The sequence below is a fragment of the Peribacillus sp. YIM B13477 genome, from assembly GCF_042787955.1.
In the GTDB taxonomy this organism is placed as follows: domain Bacteria; phylum Bacillota; class Bacilli; order Bacillales; family DSM-1321; genus Peribacillus; species Peribacillus frigoritolerans.
Map to the genome: position 1 here is coordinate 1 of NZ_JBHZPD010000009.1, position 18,256 is coordinate 18,256.

Annotated in this window: 19 protein-coding genes and 1 pseudogene; 6 read left to right on the top strand and 14 right to left on the bottom strand. The window is 37.6% G+C overall.

Features of this window, described 5'->3' with window-relative positions:
* The first annotated feature begins 419 nt into the window (after positions 1-419).
* Both ACFX4H_RS21765 and ACFX4H_RS21770 read left to right on the top strand, forming a co-directional pair.
* A complete protein-coding gene (locus ACFX4H_RS21765) occupies positions 420-566 on the top strand; it encodes a hypothetical protein (RefSeq protein WP_377436197.1) in 147 nt (48 codons plus the stop codon).
* 282 nt (positions 567-848) lie between these two features.
* Positions 849-1,256 (top strand): Hsp20/alpha crystallin family protein, encoded by a 408-nt coding sequence (locus ACFX4H_RS21770; protein ID WP_034312897.1) that lies wholly within the window; start codon positions 849-851, stop codon positions 1,254-1,256.
* Between the two features lie 65 nt (positions 1,257-1,321).
* On the opposite strand, the gene ACFX4H_RS21775 is transcribed toward ACFX4H_RS21770, so the two are convergent.
* Positions 1,322-4,453 (bottom strand): SbcC/MukB-like Walker B domain-containing protein, encoded by a 3,132-nt coding sequence (locus ACFX4H_RS21775; RefSeq protein WP_377436198.1) that lies wholly within the window; start codon positions 4,451-4,453, stop codon positions 1,322-1,324.
* Positions 4,450-5,595 carry an exonuclease SbcCD subunit D gene (locus ACFX4H_RS21780; RefSeq protein WP_377436199.1) on the bottom strand — a complete coding sequence of 382 codons (1,146 nt, stop codon included), beginning with the start codon at positions 5,593-5,595 and terminating at the stop codon, positions 4,450-4,452. Before ACFX4H_RS21780 ends, ACFX4H_RS21775 begins: the two co-directional genes overlap by 4 nt.
* A 522-nt stretch (positions 5,596-6,117) precedes the next feature.
* Here ACFX4H_RS21780 and ACFX4H_RS21785 point away from each other — a divergent pair.
* Both ACFX4H_RS21785 and ACFX4H_RS21790 read left to right on the top strand, forming a co-directional pair.
* Positions 6,118-6,318, top strand: a complete 201-nt coding sequence (locus ACFX4H_RS21785) for a transposase (RefSeq protein ID WP_483878272.1) — start codon at positions 6,118-6,120, stop codon at positions 6,316-6,318.
* A pseudogene (locus ACFX4H_RS21790) lies at positions 6,258-6,419 on the top strand (transposase); the annotation flags it as partial. The gene ACFX4H_RS21785 and the pseudogene ACFX4H_RS21790, both read left to right, overlap by 61 nt.
* Before the next feature lie 144 nt (positions 6,420-6,563).
* Here the strand turns inward: ACFX4H_RS21790 and ACFX4H_RS21795 are convergent.
* The 6 genes from ACFX4H_RS21795 to ACFX4H_RS21820 form a co-directional block, all read right to left on the bottom strand.
* Positions 6,564-6,992, bottom strand: a complete 429-nt coding sequence (locus ACFX4H_RS21795; protein ID WP_089363245.1) for a DUF2621 domain-containing protein — start codon at positions 6,990-6,992, stop codon at positions 6,564-6,566.
* Positions 6,993-7,072: 80 nt separating this feature from the next.
* Positions 7,073-7,378, bottom strand: coding sequence for a DUF3219 family protein (locus ACFX4H_RS21800; RefSeq protein WP_241637515.1), 306 nt, complete (start codon positions 7,376-7,378; stop codon positions 7,073-7,075).
* A 128-nt stretch (positions 7,379-7,506) separates the two neighbouring features.
* Entirely contained in the window at positions 7,507-7,734 is a 228-nt protein-coding gene (locus tag ACFX4H_RS21805) for a sulfurtransferase TusA family protein (RefSeq protein WP_034312908.1), read from the bottom strand.
* Between the two features lie 41 nt (positions 7,735-7,775).
* Positions 7,776-8,831 carry a YeeE/YedE family protein gene (locus tag ACFX4H_RS21810; protein WP_241637516.1) on the bottom strand — a complete coding sequence of 352 codons (1,056 nt, stop codon included), beginning with the start codon at positions 8,829-8,831 and terminating at the stop codon, positions 7,776-7,778.
* A gap of 165 nt (positions 8,832-8,996) precedes the next feature.
* Positions 8,997-9,473, bottom strand: coding sequence for a CcdC family protein (locus tag ACFX4H_RS21815; RefSeq protein ID WP_048685979.1), 477 nt, complete (start codon positions 9,471-9,473; stop codon positions 8,997-8,999).
* A 424-nt stretch (positions 9,474-9,897) separates the two neighbouring features.
* On the bottom strand, positions 9,898-10,605 hold the full coding sequence (locus ACFX4H_RS21820; RefSeq protein ID WP_034312916.1) for a cytochrome c biogenesis protein CcdA: 708 nt from the start codon (positions 10,603-10,605) through the stop codon (positions 9,898-9,900).
* Positions 10,606-10,851: 246 nt separating this feature from the next.
* On the opposite strand from ACFX4H_RS21820, the gene ACFX4H_RS21825 reads away from it, so the two are divergent.
* Together ACFX4H_RS21825 and ACFX4H_RS21830 are read left to right on the top strand one after the other, a co-directional pair.
* Positions 10,852-11,025: an aspartyl-phosphate phosphatase Spo0E family protein gene (locus ACFX4H_RS21825; RefSeq protein ID WP_084737866.1), complete on the top strand. Its 174-nt coding sequence runs from the start codon at positions 10,852-10,854 to the stop codon at positions 11,023-11,025.
* Positions 11,026-11,914: 889 nt separating this feature from the next.
* Positions 11,915-12,313, top strand: a complete 399-nt coding sequence (locus ACFX4H_RS21830) for a DoxX family protein (RefSeq protein WP_095679715.1) — start codon at positions 11,915-11,917, stop codon at positions 12,311-12,313.
* A 1,827-nt stretch (positions 12,314-14,140) separates the two neighbouring features.
* Here the strand turns inward: ACFX4H_RS21830 and ACFX4H_RS21835 are convergent.
* The 6 genes from ACFX4H_RS21835 to sirA form a co-directional block, all read right to left on the bottom strand.
* Positions 14,141-15,262 (bottom strand): NADH-dependent flavin oxidoreductase, encoded by a 1,122-nt coding sequence (locus ACFX4H_RS21835; protein ID WP_249598236.1) that lies wholly within the window; start codon positions 15,260-15,262, stop codon positions 14,141-14,143.
* Between the two features lie 82 nt (positions 15,263-15,344).
* The gene (gene trxA, locus ACFX4H_RS21840; RefSeq protein WP_034312928.1) at positions 15,345-15,659 is read right to left on the bottom strand and encodes a thioredoxin; all 315 of its coding nucleotides are present in this window, start codon (positions 15,657-15,659) and stop codon (positions 15,345-15,347) included.
* Positions 15,660-15,709: 50 nt separating this feature from the next.
* A complete protein-coding gene (locus ACFX4H_RS21845; protein WP_377436201.1) occupies positions 15,710-16,093 on the bottom strand; it encodes an IDEAL domain-containing protein in 384 nt (127 codons plus the stop codon).
* Positions 16,094-16,193: 100 nt separating this feature from the next.
* Positions 16,194-16,613: an RrF2 family transcriptional regulator gene (locus ACFX4H_RS21850; RefSeq protein WP_034312932.1), complete on the bottom strand. Its 420-nt coding sequence runs from the start codon at positions 16,611-16,613 to the stop codon at positions 16,194-16,196.
* Positions 16,614-17,431: 818 nt separating this feature from the next.
* The gene (locus tag ACFX4H_RS21855; RefSeq protein WP_034312934.1) at positions 17,432-17,647 is read right to left on the bottom strand and encodes a YneF family protein; all 216 of its coding nucleotides are present in this window, start codon (positions 17,645-17,647) and stop codon (positions 17,432-17,434) included.
* Positions 17,648-17,731: 84 nt separating this feature from the next.
* Positions 17,732-18,172, bottom strand: a complete 441-nt coding sequence (sirA, locus tag ACFX4H_RS21860; RefSeq protein WP_034312935.1) for a sporulation inhibitor of replication protein SirA — start codon at positions 18,170-18,172, stop codon at positions 17,732-17,734.
* Between the last annotated feature and the right edge of the window lie 84 nt (positions 18,173-18,256).

Consider the following 18,256-nt stretch of genomic DNA (forward strand, 5'->3'; position numbering starts at 1 on the left):
AGGCACGCCGCCAGCGTTCGTCCTGAGCCAGGATCAAACTCTCCGAAGAAATGTTTGACTTGCTCATTTGCTTTTTTGATAGTGTGTGCTCACTTAAAATTTAACGTTGGCGCTTTGTTTTGTTCAGTTTTCAAAGAGCAATTTGTTGTAGGTTTTTTTCAACTAATTCATCTTAACATAACGTTGAATAGTTGTCAACTTCTACGAAGTATTTCTTTTTTTAAAATCGCTCATTAATTAGGCGACTTTATTATCATACTGCTATTTTTCTTTAGTGTCAACATTTAATCCGTAAAATAAATCTCTAATAACATTTTCATCTTGAAACCATCTTGTTAATGAATGATTACATTCCTTGCAAAAACAAGAATAAGAAGAGCGGCAGGACACAAACTATGCTAAAAAGGAGAGTGTATATCATGGATGAAAAGGGTTTAAAACAGAACGCTAGTAATACTTTACGTACGAATAAAAAGAAAACTTTAGAAATAATACCAAGTGTTGATGAGTTAAAAAAAGAGCATGAACCAGAGTATGTCTTTTTATATTGGGATGAATTGAGATAGCCTTTAGTTTAAGAAGTTACATGCTTTATAAGCCTAATTTGTACTTATAAAGTTAAAATCCTTCTAAAAAATCCACTCTTTTAGAAGGCCTTATGACCCTTTCTTTTATAACTTGTTATGCTTTTTAATACCCGAATACACATCGTCCCTTTGCATTGATTGCTTTTTACATTTTTCGAACCAATTTCCCGGAATCTTTTATTATCTTCAATTTCACTTTTTCAATCACCATTCTTCATGCTCCATCATATAATACCTCAAAGGAAAACCGGGGGTATCAACATGCAAGACAATCAACATGGATCGCAAATGACTGAGGTTGAAAAGTTTGATGAATGGGTAAAAAGTTTTTTTCTGGATCCGGAAACTTGTGCGTTGGATCATCAACTTTTTTCAATTGATATATACGAAAGTGACGATGAGTATATGGTGGAAGCGGTTTTGGAAGATCATGATGTGAAAGATATTAAAGTATGCCTAAGTGATAATGAGCTATCGATCATCGTTGACGATACTCATAAGCCATTTCTTGAAAAAAAAGAAGATAAGCTACCCACACAGAGAAAAATCCCTTTCCCCTTTTCGATTTGCTCACGCAGAATTACCGCTGAATTCTCGAATCCGATTTTGGTGATTCGCATCCATAAGTTTTCCCCCGGAAAAACAGCTGAAGATATTAACATTGAGTAGTCCGTTCATTAAAAATAAAAAGAATGGCTAAGGGGAACCTCCCTTTAGCCATTCTTTTTTCTTGATTAACCAGCAAAATAAAAGGACGTCCGACTTCCTTTTTGTGTCGAAATGACTTGAAGCTGGGCATCGATTCTTTCTTTCAATTCCGGGACATGGGATATTATCCCGACCAATCTCCCGGTGCTTTGTATATCCATTAATGCTTCAATTGCATGATCAAGAGATTCAGGGTCGAGCGTACCGAAACCTTCATCGATGAACATCGTTTCAAGTGAAATTCCGCCAGCATTCTGCTGGACAACACCCGCAAGACCCAAGGCAAGTGCAAGGGAAGCCTTAAAGCTCTCTCCTCCCGAAAGGGTTTTGACATGCCTCTCTTGTCCTGTATATTGATCATACACAGATAACTCCAGACCGCTCTGGATATTCCTTCGTGTAGGATCAAGCTTTCGCAATAACTGATATCTTCCGCTTGTCATTTTCAGCAGCCTTGAATTGGCTTCTTTTAAGATATCATCTAAAAAGGCTGCAAGTACATAACGTTCAAAAGTTATTTTGAAGGAGTTTTGACCTTTGGAAATCTCAGACAGATGACCGACGATACTGTACCTTTCATCCAAACTTTTCTGTTCTTCCCTAATTTGCGCCAATTTCCTTTGGATTTCTTCGTTAGTCCGTTTTTCAGCCTGCAACTCATTCTGTTTTTGGCGTAACGACTCCAATTCTTCATCTATGAAATCGAAAGTCTTTTTCAATCCTTCAAGATCCGGTTTGGTCACATCTTTTAATTTCATTTCCAAATCATGAAACAGACTTAAAACACTTTGCCAATTTTGATTATACTGCTGAACTTGGTCCTCCAAATTTCCAAGAGCTGCTTCCGATATTTTTGCTGCCGTATATTCTTTATAATTGGAAAAACCTTGATTGGTCATATCCGCAATTAACTTTTCCCGCTCCTCTTTCAATTCTGTATTTAAAGCCTCGATATTTCTACTTAGGGATTCTTTTTTCGCACTGATGGCCGATTCTCTTTCCTTCACCAGTTGAAGGTTTTTTTGCGCATCTTCCAAGGCCGATTGTAAGCGTTTCTTTGTATTTACAGCCATTAGATAAGCTGCATTATATTCTTCCTCTGTCCGTATTCCGTCTGGCAGGGAATCGGTTAATCCTGTTAGTTTTGTAGAGTTTTCAATATACCTGGTTTTCCCTTGGTCCTCTTTTCTCTCTAAAGAGATCAGATTTTCCTTTAGCTCGGATGCTTTCTCTCTTAAATCCAGCAACCTTTTTTCCAGATCATTTAATACTGACTTTTTCCGCATCAATTCTTTTAGCTGTTCTTGCAGCACTTTTCCTTTTTGTACAAACTGCAGCAAATGCTCGTTAATATCTTCATTCCTAAACTCCGGCATATCATTTTGTAAGTCGCTCAGCTTTTCTTGTGAAGACTCTAACAATGCGTCATATTTGGATTTCGCTTGATAATATTCACTTTCCGCTTGGCTTTTTTGTTGTTCCGCCGTTTTCAGCTTGTTTTCTTGCTCTTTCAGTTCCAAATCCGTCGGCATATGCTCATGCATCTGCGCTGGTTTTGGATGACTTTGTGAACCGCACACAGGACAATTTTCTCCAGAGTGCAGCATGGAAGCAAGCATACCTGCTTGGCCAGATCGCCAGTTTCGATTCAGGGTTTCCAGTTTTTCCTTCTCCTGAATTTGTATTCTTTGTAACTCCTGGAACCGATTATTCTTTTCATCCAGCACCCGTTTCGTATTCTGGATTTCATAAAGAACTTCTTGAAGCTTTTTAATTTTAGATAATGATGAATGGTTTCTTTCTGCTTCAATTTCCTGATCACGATAAAGAACAGCCGCTTTTTCCGCTTCTGTTTTTTCTTGAGCGACTTTCTCAGCTTCCGCTTCGACCGACAGATGTTCCGAAACAGTTTTTTCACGAAGTCGTTTGCAAGTTTGCCACTCTTTTTCATCTAAGGTAACCTGTGCTTTTAAGCTTGCAAAAGTCATGACAGCCTCTTTTACCTGCTCAAGCTGATGAACAGCTCGGACTGCCTGCTCTCTTTCATTTTCCTTCAACATTTCCTTATCATAGCAATCCTGCTTCTCAATGCGCTCAGTTCGCAACTTCTCGGACTGCTCACTTAACTTTTGAAGTTCGGCTTTCGCATCTTGCACTTGTTTGCCAATTCGCAAATAGTATTGTTCCTGCTTTTCAAGTGAAGCCGCTTTGTGTGCCATTTTCATTTGGACTTTCACTAGTTCCATTTCTGGCAGCTTTGCTTCAAGGGCCTCTTTTTCTTTTCGAAGTTTTTCTTTTTCAGAAAATCGATTTAATAAATCGACAGCTTTTGAAAGCTCTTGATTTACTTGATCTCGTGCTTTTTGCTTTTCCTGTATTTGATTATTTATATATTCATTTTTTTCCGTTGCTTGCAAAATGACTTCCTGTAATAACGGTAAGACCTGCTGTTCATTAGGCTCTTCCCCTTGCAATTGCGCCTGCAGCTCTTCATGATTTCCAGGATGGATGCCTTTCATCAATTCAATTCGCCGCTGAGCACTTTTTTCGCTTTGCTTTCTTAGGATGGAAGCCTCTTCTTTTAATTTTTCTTCTATTCGTTTATAAAGTTCAGTATGAAATAATTTCTGGAGAATCTGTTCTTTATCCTTGCTGTCGGAAGTTAACAGTTTTCGGAATTCATTTTGTGGAATCATCAGGATTTGCCGGAATTGGTTCGCATCAAGTCCAATTAGTACTTTTATTTTTTCTTCAACTTCCCGTACATTTGCACCAAGTAATTTTTTCCCTTCAGGCAATACCTCATATAATTCAGCCTTTGCTCCAACCGTAGTTGTTCCTTCCCCTGCTTTTTTCTTCCGTTCCTGCTGTGGAGACCGGGTCACCAAATACGTTTTTCCACGCAAGGTAAATTGTAACGAGACTTCAGTCAACAGATCATCTTCGGCAAACTGACTTCGTAAATCTTGCCCGCTCCGATCTTCACCGCTGGCTTTTCCATAAATCGCAAAACTAATCCCATCAAATATCGTTGTTTTCCCTGCGCCTGTCTTGCCAGAGATGACAAACATGGTCCGTTCCCCAAGGGAATTAAAGTCAATGATTTCCCTTCCTGCATATGGTCCGAATGCCTGCATCGTTAAAATATCCGGTCTCATTTCAAAGCCTCCTCTTTCTTAACAGCTTCAATTACCGAAACCATCAAATCCTGCTTTTGTGAATCAAAGTCCCTATCTGTCATATCTTGATAAAACGTTTCAAACAGGTCCAATTCTGATTTCCGTTCATCTTTTACAGAAGTGAAGGAATTTTTCCTCCTAAGGTCAGTCAAATCCCATTTTCGCTCCAGATGAAGTACGTTCGGATAAATCTGACGCAAGCGGTTAATAGGATCGATGAGTGCCCCCTCATCATTTAGTGTTATTTTCAAATAGTCATCCCTTTTTTGCGATTGATAGAAAGCGGGATCAAGCAATTCTTCCATACCCCCGGATATTTCCCTCATATCGAATTTGGGTGTCAAAGAACGATAGCGTATATTAAAACTTCCATCTTCTTGCATATCGACGATGGAAAGCGATTTATTCTGCTTGGCCTCGGAAAAAGAATATTTTAATAGTGATCCAGAGTAAAACACCTTAGGATGACGTATCGCGTCTGGACTATGTAAATGCCCAAGTGCCGTATAATCGAACGCATCGAATAAGTCGGATGAGACACAGCCAGAACCACCTACCGACAAGACCCTTTCCGAATCGCTCGTTTTTCCGCCTAATACAAAAGCATGTCCTACAAAGACATTCGGCTCATCCCTATTGAAATTCTCGGCTATCGTTCCGGTTATCCGCTTCATCGCTTCTTGATGGGAATGGATACTATCATCTTCAAAAAGATGGCGGACCGTCCCAGGTTCTGCATAAGGAACACAATAAAAGTTCACGCCCTTGATGCGAACCGGCTCACATGTTTTTGTCAATTTTCCATGAATGTATAACTGACTATGACGATACCATGATGAACCGAATGCGAGTCTTTCCGCAGAATCATGGTTTCCCGAAATCGCAACGATCGGTGTATTCATTTTCACATTAATCGTATAAAGGATTTCATCAAGAAGCTCCACCGCTTCAGTCGGCGGAACGGAACGATCATATAAATCACCGGCAATCACCACGGCATCCGGTTTTTCCTCTTCGACAATTTCTATGAATTGCAAGAGTGCATGCCTTTGGTCATCTGTCATATGTACCCCGTGAACGATTTTACCTAAATGCCAATCAGCCGTATGGATAAATTTCATAGTTTCACTCCGTCCTAAATTTTACTTACTATTATTATATCAAAAATTTAACGAATAGCATGGTTTGGGTACAAACGTTCTAATTTTTACCACATAGCTCCATTCTTTTCATGATTCAAAATGAAAAAAGCAGACTCCAAATGAGTCTGCTTCTGAATTTAGACAAACGCGATGAAAATCGAGTTTGTCTACATTTTTTTTGCTTGCACAAATTTTGACGTTGATTTACACTTCAGGCACTCGCTTTCCGCGGGCGGTCCGGGAGCCTCCTCGGCGCACTCGCGCCTGTGGGGTCTCCCTTAGACTCGCTATTCCCGCAGGAGTCTCGCACACCCGCTCCAATCAACTATGTTTAAAAATTTGGATAGAACTCCTTTTGCCTACAGTCTTTTTTGTTTTAGAATAGATCTATTAAAACTTGAGGTGATGAGGATGCTTTCGAAACATCATTCTATTCAACGAGAACAACTTGAAATGATTACTTTTGATCAACTGGTGCCGCCGAGCCATTTGGTTCGTAAAATGGAGGCTTCCATTGACTTCATTTTCATTTATGACTTGGTGAAAGATATGTATTCAGAGGTAGGACGCCGAAGTAATGATCCAGTTATTTTAGTTAAACTGGCATTCATTCAATATACCTTCGCTATTAGTTCCATACGACGATTAAGTGTGTATTCGCGGATGCAAAAGAAAAGCAAGGTATGCGTTGGACTACTTTAAGGGGACTTAAAAAATTGTCGATGCAAGCAATGCTTACTTTCACTGCCATTAATTTAAAGAAGATGGCCATGTGGACATGGCAAGATCCTAAAATAGCATAACCTAGTGGCTCGAAGAGCCCAAATCTCTTAACCTTTGGTCAAAATTTCAAAGGGAATTTTAAAAGGGGTTCGAAATTTTTTTATTCTGAACCCCTTTTGTCTACAAACTGAAGCAGACTCCAAATGAGTCTGCCTTTTTCATCATTAGCTGAATAAATGTTCATATGGACCCATATTCACCTTTCTTTCAGCTAATTTTTTTTGCAAAAATTTATGGTCCCGCTTTGGTGTGGCAATGATATAGCCGCGTATCACTAAATCTTCCGTAATATCGCCCGCTTTTTCCTTTAGCGCCAACTCCCCGATTTTTCCCGCAATCTTATGACGTGCAACATCACGAAAAAGTTCTGGCACAGGACTCACTAAATCTTCCAGTAATTCCTTTTGCTGATTTGACCATAAGTGCTTTGTTTGATCCAAATAGTATTCTTCCCAATCCATATCGGATTTCCCATCTTCTTTTGGAAATCTTTTCAGGAACTTTCGAAACATGAAAAAGCCACCTATGCTCATCAATATAATTAAAAGGGCTACCCAAAATAGAATGAACCATAAAAACCATCCGCTAAGCAAAGTACCACCTCATATGTATAGAATGATCGTCACTATTATTATAGACAGTAACCCATATCTTTACAAGACTGGCAATACAATCATTCTTGACCGTTCACTTCCAGCAAGACGAGTGAAAAATCCCCTACCGCATTTTCTTCATATAGATTCGTGACCGAAGTTGCATAGTTAAAAATCTCTGCACGAAACTCCTCGTTTGACTGTGGAATCTTTAAATCAAAAACCATCTGATAAAGAAGTGTAGTAATATCATGATATTCACTATGTGTGACCTTGAAATTGAAACTGACTTTTCTGATTTCCTTACCTTCAGAATCCTTTACAGTTTCAGAAAGAAAATCCGTAACTTTCAGTGGAACATCATTTAAAATGACCTCGTCAACCAATATCAACATCTCCTTAATAAAGTGGTTAAAGACATATTATCACTAGAAACTTTCAGCGCCAATTATTCAACCTTGAAAAAATGAAAAAACGTGCACAGGAAACCTGAGCACGTTTTCTTCAAATCAATTTACTTTCCCTTTTTTACGATTATTCGCCATTTAGCGTCATCGATTTGCTCGAACTCGGTGATTTCATGACCTTCTGTAGCAGCCCAACGCGGAATGCTCTCAGTTGCTTGTGTGCAATCGAAATTAATGATCAATTCCTCACCTTTTGCCATGTCCGCGATCGCTTCTTTTGCTTCCACTAAAGGGAATGGACATACCATTCCAGTCGTTTCCAATACTTTTGCCATTTATATTCCACTCCTTGATTAAAAAGTTTTTGACTCGTATCTTAAGCCGCTTTGGATGCGGCGGCTGCCTGCTTTTGCTTACGGATGATCGTGAAATATGTTGCTACCCATGTACCCAGCAGGAAAAAGACAATCGCAATCCAACCTTGCCAAGCAAATAACGCCGAGTTCACCAGGCCATTTCCGATTGTGCATCCCCCGGCAACACTTGCACCGAATCCCATGGTTACACCGCCAATTGCATTATTACGTAACGTTTTCATATCAGGCAAACGCCAACGGAATTCCCCGCTCCCTTTGGCAGCAATGAAAGAACCTAGGAAAATGCCTACTACTAAAAACGTGCCCCAATCGATTAACGCATCATCTCCGTTGATTAGGAAAGTTAAAATGTTCGCGGAAGGCGCTGTAATTCCAAGTCCGAACATCCTCCCTGTCATTGCACTCAGCGGCCAAGCCATGATTGCAATAAGGCCGACCAATAATGCTGTAACAAAAGGATGCCAGCGTTTCTCGAATAAGATGTGGGCCAATCCCGTTTTTTTCGGTTTCATTTTAAAGATTGGAAGTTTCGGTTTTCTCAATTCACGAATCACCAATATGCCAACCAAGAGTGTCACAATAATAACAAGCACCCAAGGAGAAACATTTAACGTTTCATGAATATACGTATCATTTGTACGATAAGATAACAGATTATCCCCTGCGACTTTCCATACACCATATTTCGTCATTGCTGCCCCTAGCATATATCCAAAAAGGGCAACCCAACTTCCGATCATGCCCTCTCCGGCACGATACCATGTTCCAGTGGCGCAACCTCCTGCCAGAACCATACCAATACCAAAAATAAAGCCACCCACAATGGTTCCCAGCCATGGAAAACCATCATTTCCAAACTGAATGACCCCTGTATCATTCAATGCATAAACTCCAATACTTTGTATCGCTATTACAACAAATGTAGCCAAAAACATCCGTCCATCTTTAGCTAAAATCAAATCACGATATGCACCAACAACACAGAAACGGCCTCTTTGAAGCACAAATCCCAGCAGTAAACCACAAATAATCCCTAACACAATCATTTGTAACATGTACCGTTTCCTCCTTAAGTAAAATAATAATACTAATATAATATAATTCAGATGAAATTACTAGGGTTTTGGATTGATTTTTTTCTAATGAAGTTCCCACGCAAATGAAAAACCCGAGTCATCATGAATAACGACTCAGGTTTTGTAGATTATTTCCTTTGATTATCAAACCATACTGCCTCCGCCGAAACTGGCTGCTTTAACTTTCTTATATTGGTAAAGCATGGCAATTCTCCACGGAACGATCATCGCAAAAGCAAGTAAGAAAAACATTCCGCTCAATACACCGATTTCAATCGTGCTTCCCAGCATCAGCTTTGCCACCAGTCGAATCACCATGAGACCAATCAATATGAATATGAACGCTTTAGAGCGCAGAATATAAATTTTTTCATCTCTAACTTCAAATTTAGATGTTTTGATCAATAAGATGGAAAATAGCATTCCTGCAACAAGAGCCTCCAACAATTCGTATCGAGTGACCCTGAACATCGGGAAAATAAACATCAAAGCACCGGTACTCATAAACAGTGGCGGTAAAATGATTTTCCTTTCATTCACTGGTTTTTTCGTTTCCTTCATCCGTAATATGAAAACACCTATAGCCATCACAATCGCTATACCTGTTGATATATATATCATCTCTTAACCATCCCTTTTAACTAATAATAGGTAAGTACCATTAAAAATTATATATGACTTCAATTTATAAACAAAGTATATAGTACCTATTTAAGATAAACAAGGAGGTGTTTATTAATTAAGCCCGCTTTTGATGATGCTTCCAATTCCCGCCCTCGACAAAAGGCTTGACGATAAAACCTTGGTCCCGGCTTCTATAGCCTTCGTCAACCATTTTTGCATTATGAACATCGCAGCCTGAAGTTCTTCTTAATTTCTTAGATCAGGATTTAATTTCTATATAATATTCAATGCTTACCGCCCAATCCCGCATTCATCAACCACTTAGTGACTGACCTTATACCGAAAATCAACGAAATGGGCACCATAAGACCTAATAGCCGGCCTCAATTAGAATAATATTGAAAAATTAACTTATTATGGACTAAAAACCTGTAAAGCCACCGAATAGTCTAGACAGGACTGCAATTATTTTGGTCATCCAATCAAAAAATAAAACCACACCCATTATAATCATTAAATATCCGCCAATCTTCATGATGTATTGGCTGTACTTTTTGATCCATTTCAACTTTCCGACAAAGAAGGATAATATGAAGAACGGGATGGCAAATCCTAAAATATAGGCAGTCATATAGCTCATGGCAGCACTTGGATTCGTTGCACCCAATGAAATGACAGCACCTAACAGCGGACCTGCACAAGGAGTCCATCCAGCGGCGAAGGCCAGTCCGATAAGAATGGAACCTATATATCCGCTAGGTCGATTCTTGAATTCAAAACGACTGTCTTTCATCAAAGACTTCGGCTGAAAGATTCCTACAATGAATAAACCAAAAATGATAATCAGGATAGCACCAATCTGTCGAATTAATTCTTTGTAATCCGAGAAAAAAGAACCTAAGTATGAAGTGCTAAAACCAATTGCAATAAAAACCAGGGAAAACCCAAGAAGGAAGAATAAAGTATGCAGCATGCTTCTTCTTTGAAGCATGGCGTTCTCGGATTTGATTTCACCTACACTCATACCAGTGATATAAGATAAAAAGGCCGGATATAGCGGTAAGCAGCAAGGCGAAATAAAACTCAGGAATCCCGCCCCAAAAGCTAAAAACATATTAATATCATTCAAATAAGCTCACTCCTATGTATGTCAACCTATAAACATTGTAACAAATAAGATAAAAAAATACATTTATGGAACTGTGAATATTTCATGACAACCAATAGCTTATAACTGGATGGGCGACAGGCTAAGTTAACTTATTTGAATTCATTAGTCCAAGCCGATATAATTGTTATATTCATACAGATTTTACAACGAACACATAAATTAAGGGTACCTTGAAATAAATGTTGGGGCCAGAAAGGAAATATAATGGCTAAAAAGAATGAATTTCTCGAACAGATTGAATTAAAGAGAAATGAACTTATCAAAATTGTCGCTAAAGATGGTTTAAACTCTCATGTTGCCGTTGAATATAGCCAGCAACTTGATCAGTTACTAAATAAATATAATGAACTTTTTTATAAAACCGGTACAAATTTTTAATCCAGTACATCTCCCATTGATAACCACATAAGTTATTATATGATTTATTTTGCTGTCAATCTCCCCTTTTTACCTTCTTTCTCAATTAGGATACTTAGGCATGACCTTTGCAATATAAGAAAACAGGCAACCGCCATGGGCATTGCCTGTTTTTCGATTTAAAATAATGCATATGAATCATTTTGCAATATCAACATCGGGATGTCGGAGCATAGTTTGTCACAACAGAACAGCAAAAGATCCAGCAAAGACGGAAGAACCGTCCGGACCACTTCCTACCCCAGTGTGACACCCGGTTGTGTACGTTATTTAATCCTCGTTGCAGCACCCTACACACCACATATGAAGTATTTTCGATTATCTAAACACCTTAAGTAATGGCAGCCGGTTCTTAAACAATTCCTTAACTGTATTTCCAAGTCGGCGGCTTCAATTGATTTCCGTATATAATGATCACGAGTAAATGCGCGGAATTAACGAGTAAATAGAGCGAATTCACGAGTAAATCGTGTAAATTCACGAGTAAATAGCACAAATTCATGAGTAAATCAGCTAAACTCACGAGTAACAGTGTGAAGTTCATGTGTAAGATGTATGTAGCAGGAGGCATTCGTTTAAGAGATATCCCTTACAAATAAAAGGAATGATTTTTTCTACCTAAATATATTTATTTTCAAATTCAACCTGGAAACCTCACCTGTCCTCGTTCCTTTTTCTAAAGCAATCATTTTAAATTTAAATGATAAAAATTGTGTTTGACAAATCGATCAAAAAATATTATCTTTAATTAAAGATAAATTAACTCGAGATAATATCACTGTGTTTTTTTAAGTATAAATCTCGAATTAAAGATATCTAAATTCAAAATAAACTCTAGGAGGAATCATAAATGATTGGTATTGGTTTATTAGTTATACGCTTAGTAATAGGGTTATCGTTTGTTGGACATGGAGCTCAAAAATTATTTGGGTGGTTTGGCGGTCATGGCTTGAAAGGTACAGGAGGCTGGTTTGATTCAATTGGGATGAAGCCAGGAATTACGATGGCCCTATTTGCCGGTCTATCTGAACTTATAGGCGGAGCGTTATTTGCTTTAGGTCTCCTTACACCCTTTGCAGGTATATTAATTGCACTTACAATGCTCGTTGCGATCGTTAAAGTCCATGGAGCAAATGGCTACTGGGCAACTCAAAACGGTTATGAATATAATCTTGCCATTCTTGCAGTGGCGATTGGCGTTGCGCTAACCGGAGCTGGCCCATACTCTCTTGATTCCTTTCTATTTTAAGGAAGCTTGGGTTTTATAATCCCTATATTATGAAAAACACGGAGTTGGCTATAACCACTCCGTGTTTTTACTTTTTCCCCATTATTCAGAGATTTTTCTAGTGGTTATCAAAGCTTATAACTGAGTGATAGTTACTTCGAGTATAGTTCACATAGGTTGTCCCATATTTAAATTAGATGGTTTCAATATTAAAATGCAAACTACCTAAGCATCACTCTTGTACAGTAATTTTCACAAAGGAGTTGGAATAATGCCATTAAATTATAGAGTACCATCGAATCCTATTCTTTATGTTCCTACAAAAGAAAATCTTGGATTGAAAACAATAGTTCCTAATTTGAAATAGCATGTCTAAAAACCAAAACTCATATTCAGGAATAATAGAGTACAGTAATAACGAGAATGATCATAACCTCATGTTTTTTATTTCCGGTGTGTCCTCAATGGATCAAAAGAAACGCTATTTTTTTATAGAACTAAGTTATATATATTCCCTCAGAGACAGTTAAAGTGCTCCTATCCCATCCTGAAGATAGTAGAAATCAATGGTACTTTAATTCGTTCCTATGGCTTTCAGTATACAAACGATAAGTCGGCAATACTCAAGAAGAAGCCGAGGATTTACCTGTTGAAGTTTCAAGACGATTAATTGAAGAGGAGGCTAAAGTTATAGATTCCGGATCGGAATTTATGGTTATATATGATTTAGAAGTTACTAAACCAGGGCAAATCAGCACTTTTTGCATCAATTGCTGCAACAACTTTAAAAATGGGGGGAACTGTATATAAAGTAAAAAGTGATCGGTCAAAAGAAGATAAATTTTATATATACGGTAACTTTCAATGGCTAAAAACACCTTCATATACGTTAATTGATAAAATGACGATTGGTTTCCCTTCAAGTTCAGGGTTGTACCTGCCAACTAGTGGAGGGAAGTAAAACAACACCAGCACAGATATTCTCATGATCAACAAGGAAATGGACGTTGGATTGATTATGCAAACAAGTATTCTCCAAGTAATTGGGAACCAAGTGCTGGAGTGGCTGGTTCATATGATATAAGGACTTCTACTAGTAAAATCAAGCATAAAGGGTATATTGGACAATATGTATATGTTCCCACATCCAAAAATGGTAAAATAAACATTAAAATAACGTATGGTCATAGAAGAATTGCTGGTACACCTTCTGTATCAGTTTATCCGGATGGTTTATCAATTACACCAAATAATACTACAGATATAAGGTTATATGCATTGACGCTGTCTTATTGATCTGTTGTTAGATTGGGGGGACCATGAGGCAAATTATTATTAATTTCATTTTAATTCTAGTCATATCAGTAATTTTATTTTTTATCTTTAGCTATGATGCATCTTTAGATAGTGACTATATGTTCTCTCTTTTACTTATCATTTCTCTGCAAATATCTTTGATATTAGCTATTTTGTTAAAAAGAAGATAACACCATAAAAACAGCCATTAATTAATGGTTGTTTTTATGGTGTTATCTAACGTCCTTCCTAACCTTTTCCACGCGTACCGTAAAGAAAAAGCCCCTTTCCTCACCAAAATTCCCAAGTGTATCTGCGGTTGAGGCTTAAGTGCTAGTCAATAAAAATTCTAAACTTTCCCCTGTTTTATTTCCAATCAGCTTAGAAATAGAATGCTCAGTTATTCATTCGGACTCAATTTAAAATCACTATTTAGATTCTCATTCATATAAATGACTTTTCCATACATAAAAACCCGGATAAGAACACTTTTATATGTGTTTCTTAACCGGGTTATATAAAAACCAAATCAGTACTTTTACGAACTTTTATTTATTCAATCCCCGGAAACCATCCTGGAGTGTGGATGATCGCTTGCCATAATGGGTCTGGAATATCAAGTTGCTGCTGATTTTCTTTGTTTATTTTGGTCACGATTTCAGCTTCCCTGCCTTGTTCCACTTTTTGTACCCATTCAGGATCAATTATGATTTCACGCCCTAATGCTATTAACGGAACCCCCGATTGCAATGCTTTGATCGCATCATCTGCTGTATAGATGGAACCAACCCCAATTAATGGAACTTGATCTCCGATACGTTCTTTAATGATCTCTATCCGAGGTCGATCAACGTCGGTTCCCCGTCTTGCTTTCGACCAGAAATCCATTAATGAAACATGAAGATAATCCAGATCCTTTGTTACAAGCCCATCAATTAATGCAAGTGTATCATCCATGGTGATTCCTGGTGTTTCCGGTTCTTCCGGTGAAAAACGGTAACCTACGATGAACGGATCCTTGGCATGTTTGGCAACCGCCTTTTTCACTTCATCCACAACCGCTAATGGAAAAGTCAGGCGCTTTTCAAGAGAACCGCCCCACTTGTCTTCACGACGGTTCGAATGCGGCGAAAAGAATTGCTGTAGCAAGTAACCATTTGCACCGTGAATCTCGACACCGTCAAATCCCGCTTCAATGGCACGTCTGGTGGTTTCACCAAAGTCGAAAATGATCGATTCTATTTCCTTTTCAGATAGAGGTCGTGGAACTGCTTTCCCTTCACCTTCCGATGGGATGTTGCTTGCACTGACAACATCACCATTTACCAATTCGGGTGGAACCTCTCGGCCGCCATGAAAGATCTGGAGAATTGCCTTTGCACCTTTCGCTTTAATCGCTGATGCCAAACGACTTAGACTAGGTATCAATTCATCCTGATCTCCGCCAAATTCCCCGTGAAAACCTTTGCCATTAGCCGACACGTAAGTACATGCCGTTATAACCATGCCGACCCCGCTTGACCGACGTTCATAATAGTTAACTTCGGCGTCGGTTACAGTCCCGTCAGGATTAGAAGAGAAATTTGTCATAGGTGCCATCACCAATCGATTTTTCACTTCTAATTTCTTTCCTAAATTAAACGATTCAAATAATGGTGTATATTTAGAATTCATTTAGTCATCCTCCATTTAGTTACCCACCCTGTTGGTTGGTATAAGTCCTTAATTAAATATCATCCGCGTATTATGATTATAATCATGCATATTTTGCGATTAATGCCGATATGGCTTCTTTTGGCTGGAAACCAATAGCTTGATCTACCTTTTCTCCATCTTTGAATAGAATAAGGGCTGGAATTCCCATCACTCCATATTCGCTCGTCGTATCTGAATTTTCATCCACATTAAGTTTAACGATCTTAACCTGATTACCCATTTCCTCATCGATTTCATTAAGAACTGGGGCAATCATTTTACACGGACCGCACCATGGGGCCCAAAAGTCAACCAATACTAAACCTTCCTTGATTTCACTAGCAAAATTATCATCTGTAACATGTTCTATTGTCATGATCATTTCCTCCTTGTATTATCCGAAATATTTATGATCTTTACTCACATCTATTTAAAATCAAGTTTTGCGATTCTATTTCCCGGGATTTGAACCTCTGATTTCCGGGCAGTTATTTTCGGGTGGATTTTGATGGATTCCAATTTACCGGATAACTCCATAAACCATGTTTCATCTTTAGAAAGTAAAGCTAAATCAATTAAGGCCAAAAGATGAGCTTCGTTACTGATTTCTAGATCCGGCAGTTTTTCAGTCCATTTACTCGGAATCCAAATCAATTTCCCAACCGCTTTTTTATTGTCGCTTTCAACTACATTCACTTTAACGATTTCTCGATTATCGCTTACGGTTTCAACGAAACCATGGATAAGTTCCCCATCTCTTGATTTTCCCTGTACCCAATCCCCATTTTTGAACAGATTGTTTTCAACCATTTCCTTAGCACCCCTTTTATGTTCGTTTATTATTGAAACTATAGTTATTAACTGTATTAATAAAATATACATTTTGTGCAAAGAAAAAACTAAATCAATATCACGGACATTGTTTAATTTTTTCCAAAAATGTGCTGAGAGTTATATCTTCTAAATATTTTTCAAAATATAATTCAGCTTCATCAAATATTTGATCCATGACTACCTGGGTATTTGAAGATATGACACATTTTTTCTCCGGATCACCTGTACACCACTTTGGTTTCAGGGTTCCATGTGAGACCGCTATATAAATATCCGCCAAACTTACCTCTTCAGGGTTACAGTCTAGAATATAGCCTCCGCCCACACCTTCTTTAGTCTTAACAAATCCCTTTTTTCTTAAGCTGCTCATCATTTTCCGAATCCTAGCCGAGTTTGTACAAACGTTTTCTGCGATGGACTCACTGCTTGCCATATGATCTGGTAGATAAGCTAAATAGACCAAACTATGCACAGCTATTGTAAAATCACTATTCACTTTACGTATCCTCCTCAAGGAGATTACTGTAATATTAATATTTACAGTTGAAAAAGTCAACTCAAAAACCTCAACTGCTTCCTCCACTATATTTGACCGATTTAGTATTGCAGTGAAATCCCCACTTTACGCTTTTAATATTGCCCAAGTTAATGAGCCTTAATGTAAGACTTGGTGATAATATTTATCCCTTAATTATAGATACACTAAATTGACAACAAATCCATTCTTTCTTCATGAATGGTTTTTCTATTTACAAACATTCAAATAAAAAACACCCGATTACTCGGATGATTACTTTAATCAATTTTTATAATCACTAACTCATTAATGGTTTAGCGCTTAAATAAAAAGATTAATAGAAAAGATTTATTATTTTTTACATTTAGATTTCAATTTGAATTTTGATTCCCATTTGTTGTCTTTAAATTTACATTTGTGTTCAAATTTAAATTCACATATAGGAAAACACACCTTACATATTTTTACAATATCTTTTATCATTCTAACCACCCTCCTTAATACTGTATATGCATCTTTTGATAGAAAGTGTGGACAAGTATAATTTTTTGGCGTATTTACTTTCCAAATAAAAAAGCCCTCACATAGATTGAGGACTTACCTTACCATTCCAAAACAAAAACCACCTTTTCTGGATCATTCATTCAGAAAAAGTGGCTTAAGAAACAAAAATGAAAGATAAACCAAAATTTTATATAAAATCGGTAGAAGGATTCAGACTAAATCCATTTCGATATTATATAAAATTTTGCATCCAATCTTCCAAGAACATTGATATATCAAGGTTTCATGCTATCTTATTTTGTTTGTTGTTTATTCATGGCGCTCATCATTTGATTAATTTTCTTTTGGGATGGTTTCATACCCATTTGCATCATCATCATTTTCAACATTTGTTCGTTAATTGGCGGATTTTTCTTTAAGTAATCCATCATGTATTTACGAGCGATGAAAAATCCCAGCACTACTCCAGCAATCAATGCCAGTACGCCAACTAGAATGTAAACCCACATACTATTTCCTCCTTCATGTTGTCTAACATCAGTGTACTAGACCAAAGGTTATTATACAATACCCGCTACCGAAAAGTCCCCCATTTAGACAAATTTTCTTTCTTTTATCGGTTTTAACCAACCGTATTTTTCATGTTCAAAATCAATGGCCAGAAAACTCGCTTCATATTTTCGAATACTTTCAAAGAAAGCCGTTTCCGCTTCATAGTCTCCTTCAGCTTCAAGAGTAATGGAATCATTCTGAATGATTAAAACGGCTTTACTTGATCCGTTTGTTTTTTCTAAATAGTATTTTCCATTTTGAGTCCAATAATTCATCTTTTTTTGCAAACGTTGTTCAATAGCTAACTGCAACTGGATAATCGGGACTTTTTTGGTGACATATTCGATTTGTTTTTGCAAAATACTCTTTAGTCTGCCCCTTGCTTGAATATATTCCAAAAACAAATTGAAAAATAGCTTTTCTCTTCCATAATAATGATGGGCAAATTCATCTTCGATTAAATAAATTTGATAGGTTCTCATCAGCCAATGCCTCCTAGCTTTCCTATTTTGGTACGAAACATCTAACCACCAGCACCCTGTCCACTATTGATGACTTTCCCCTTT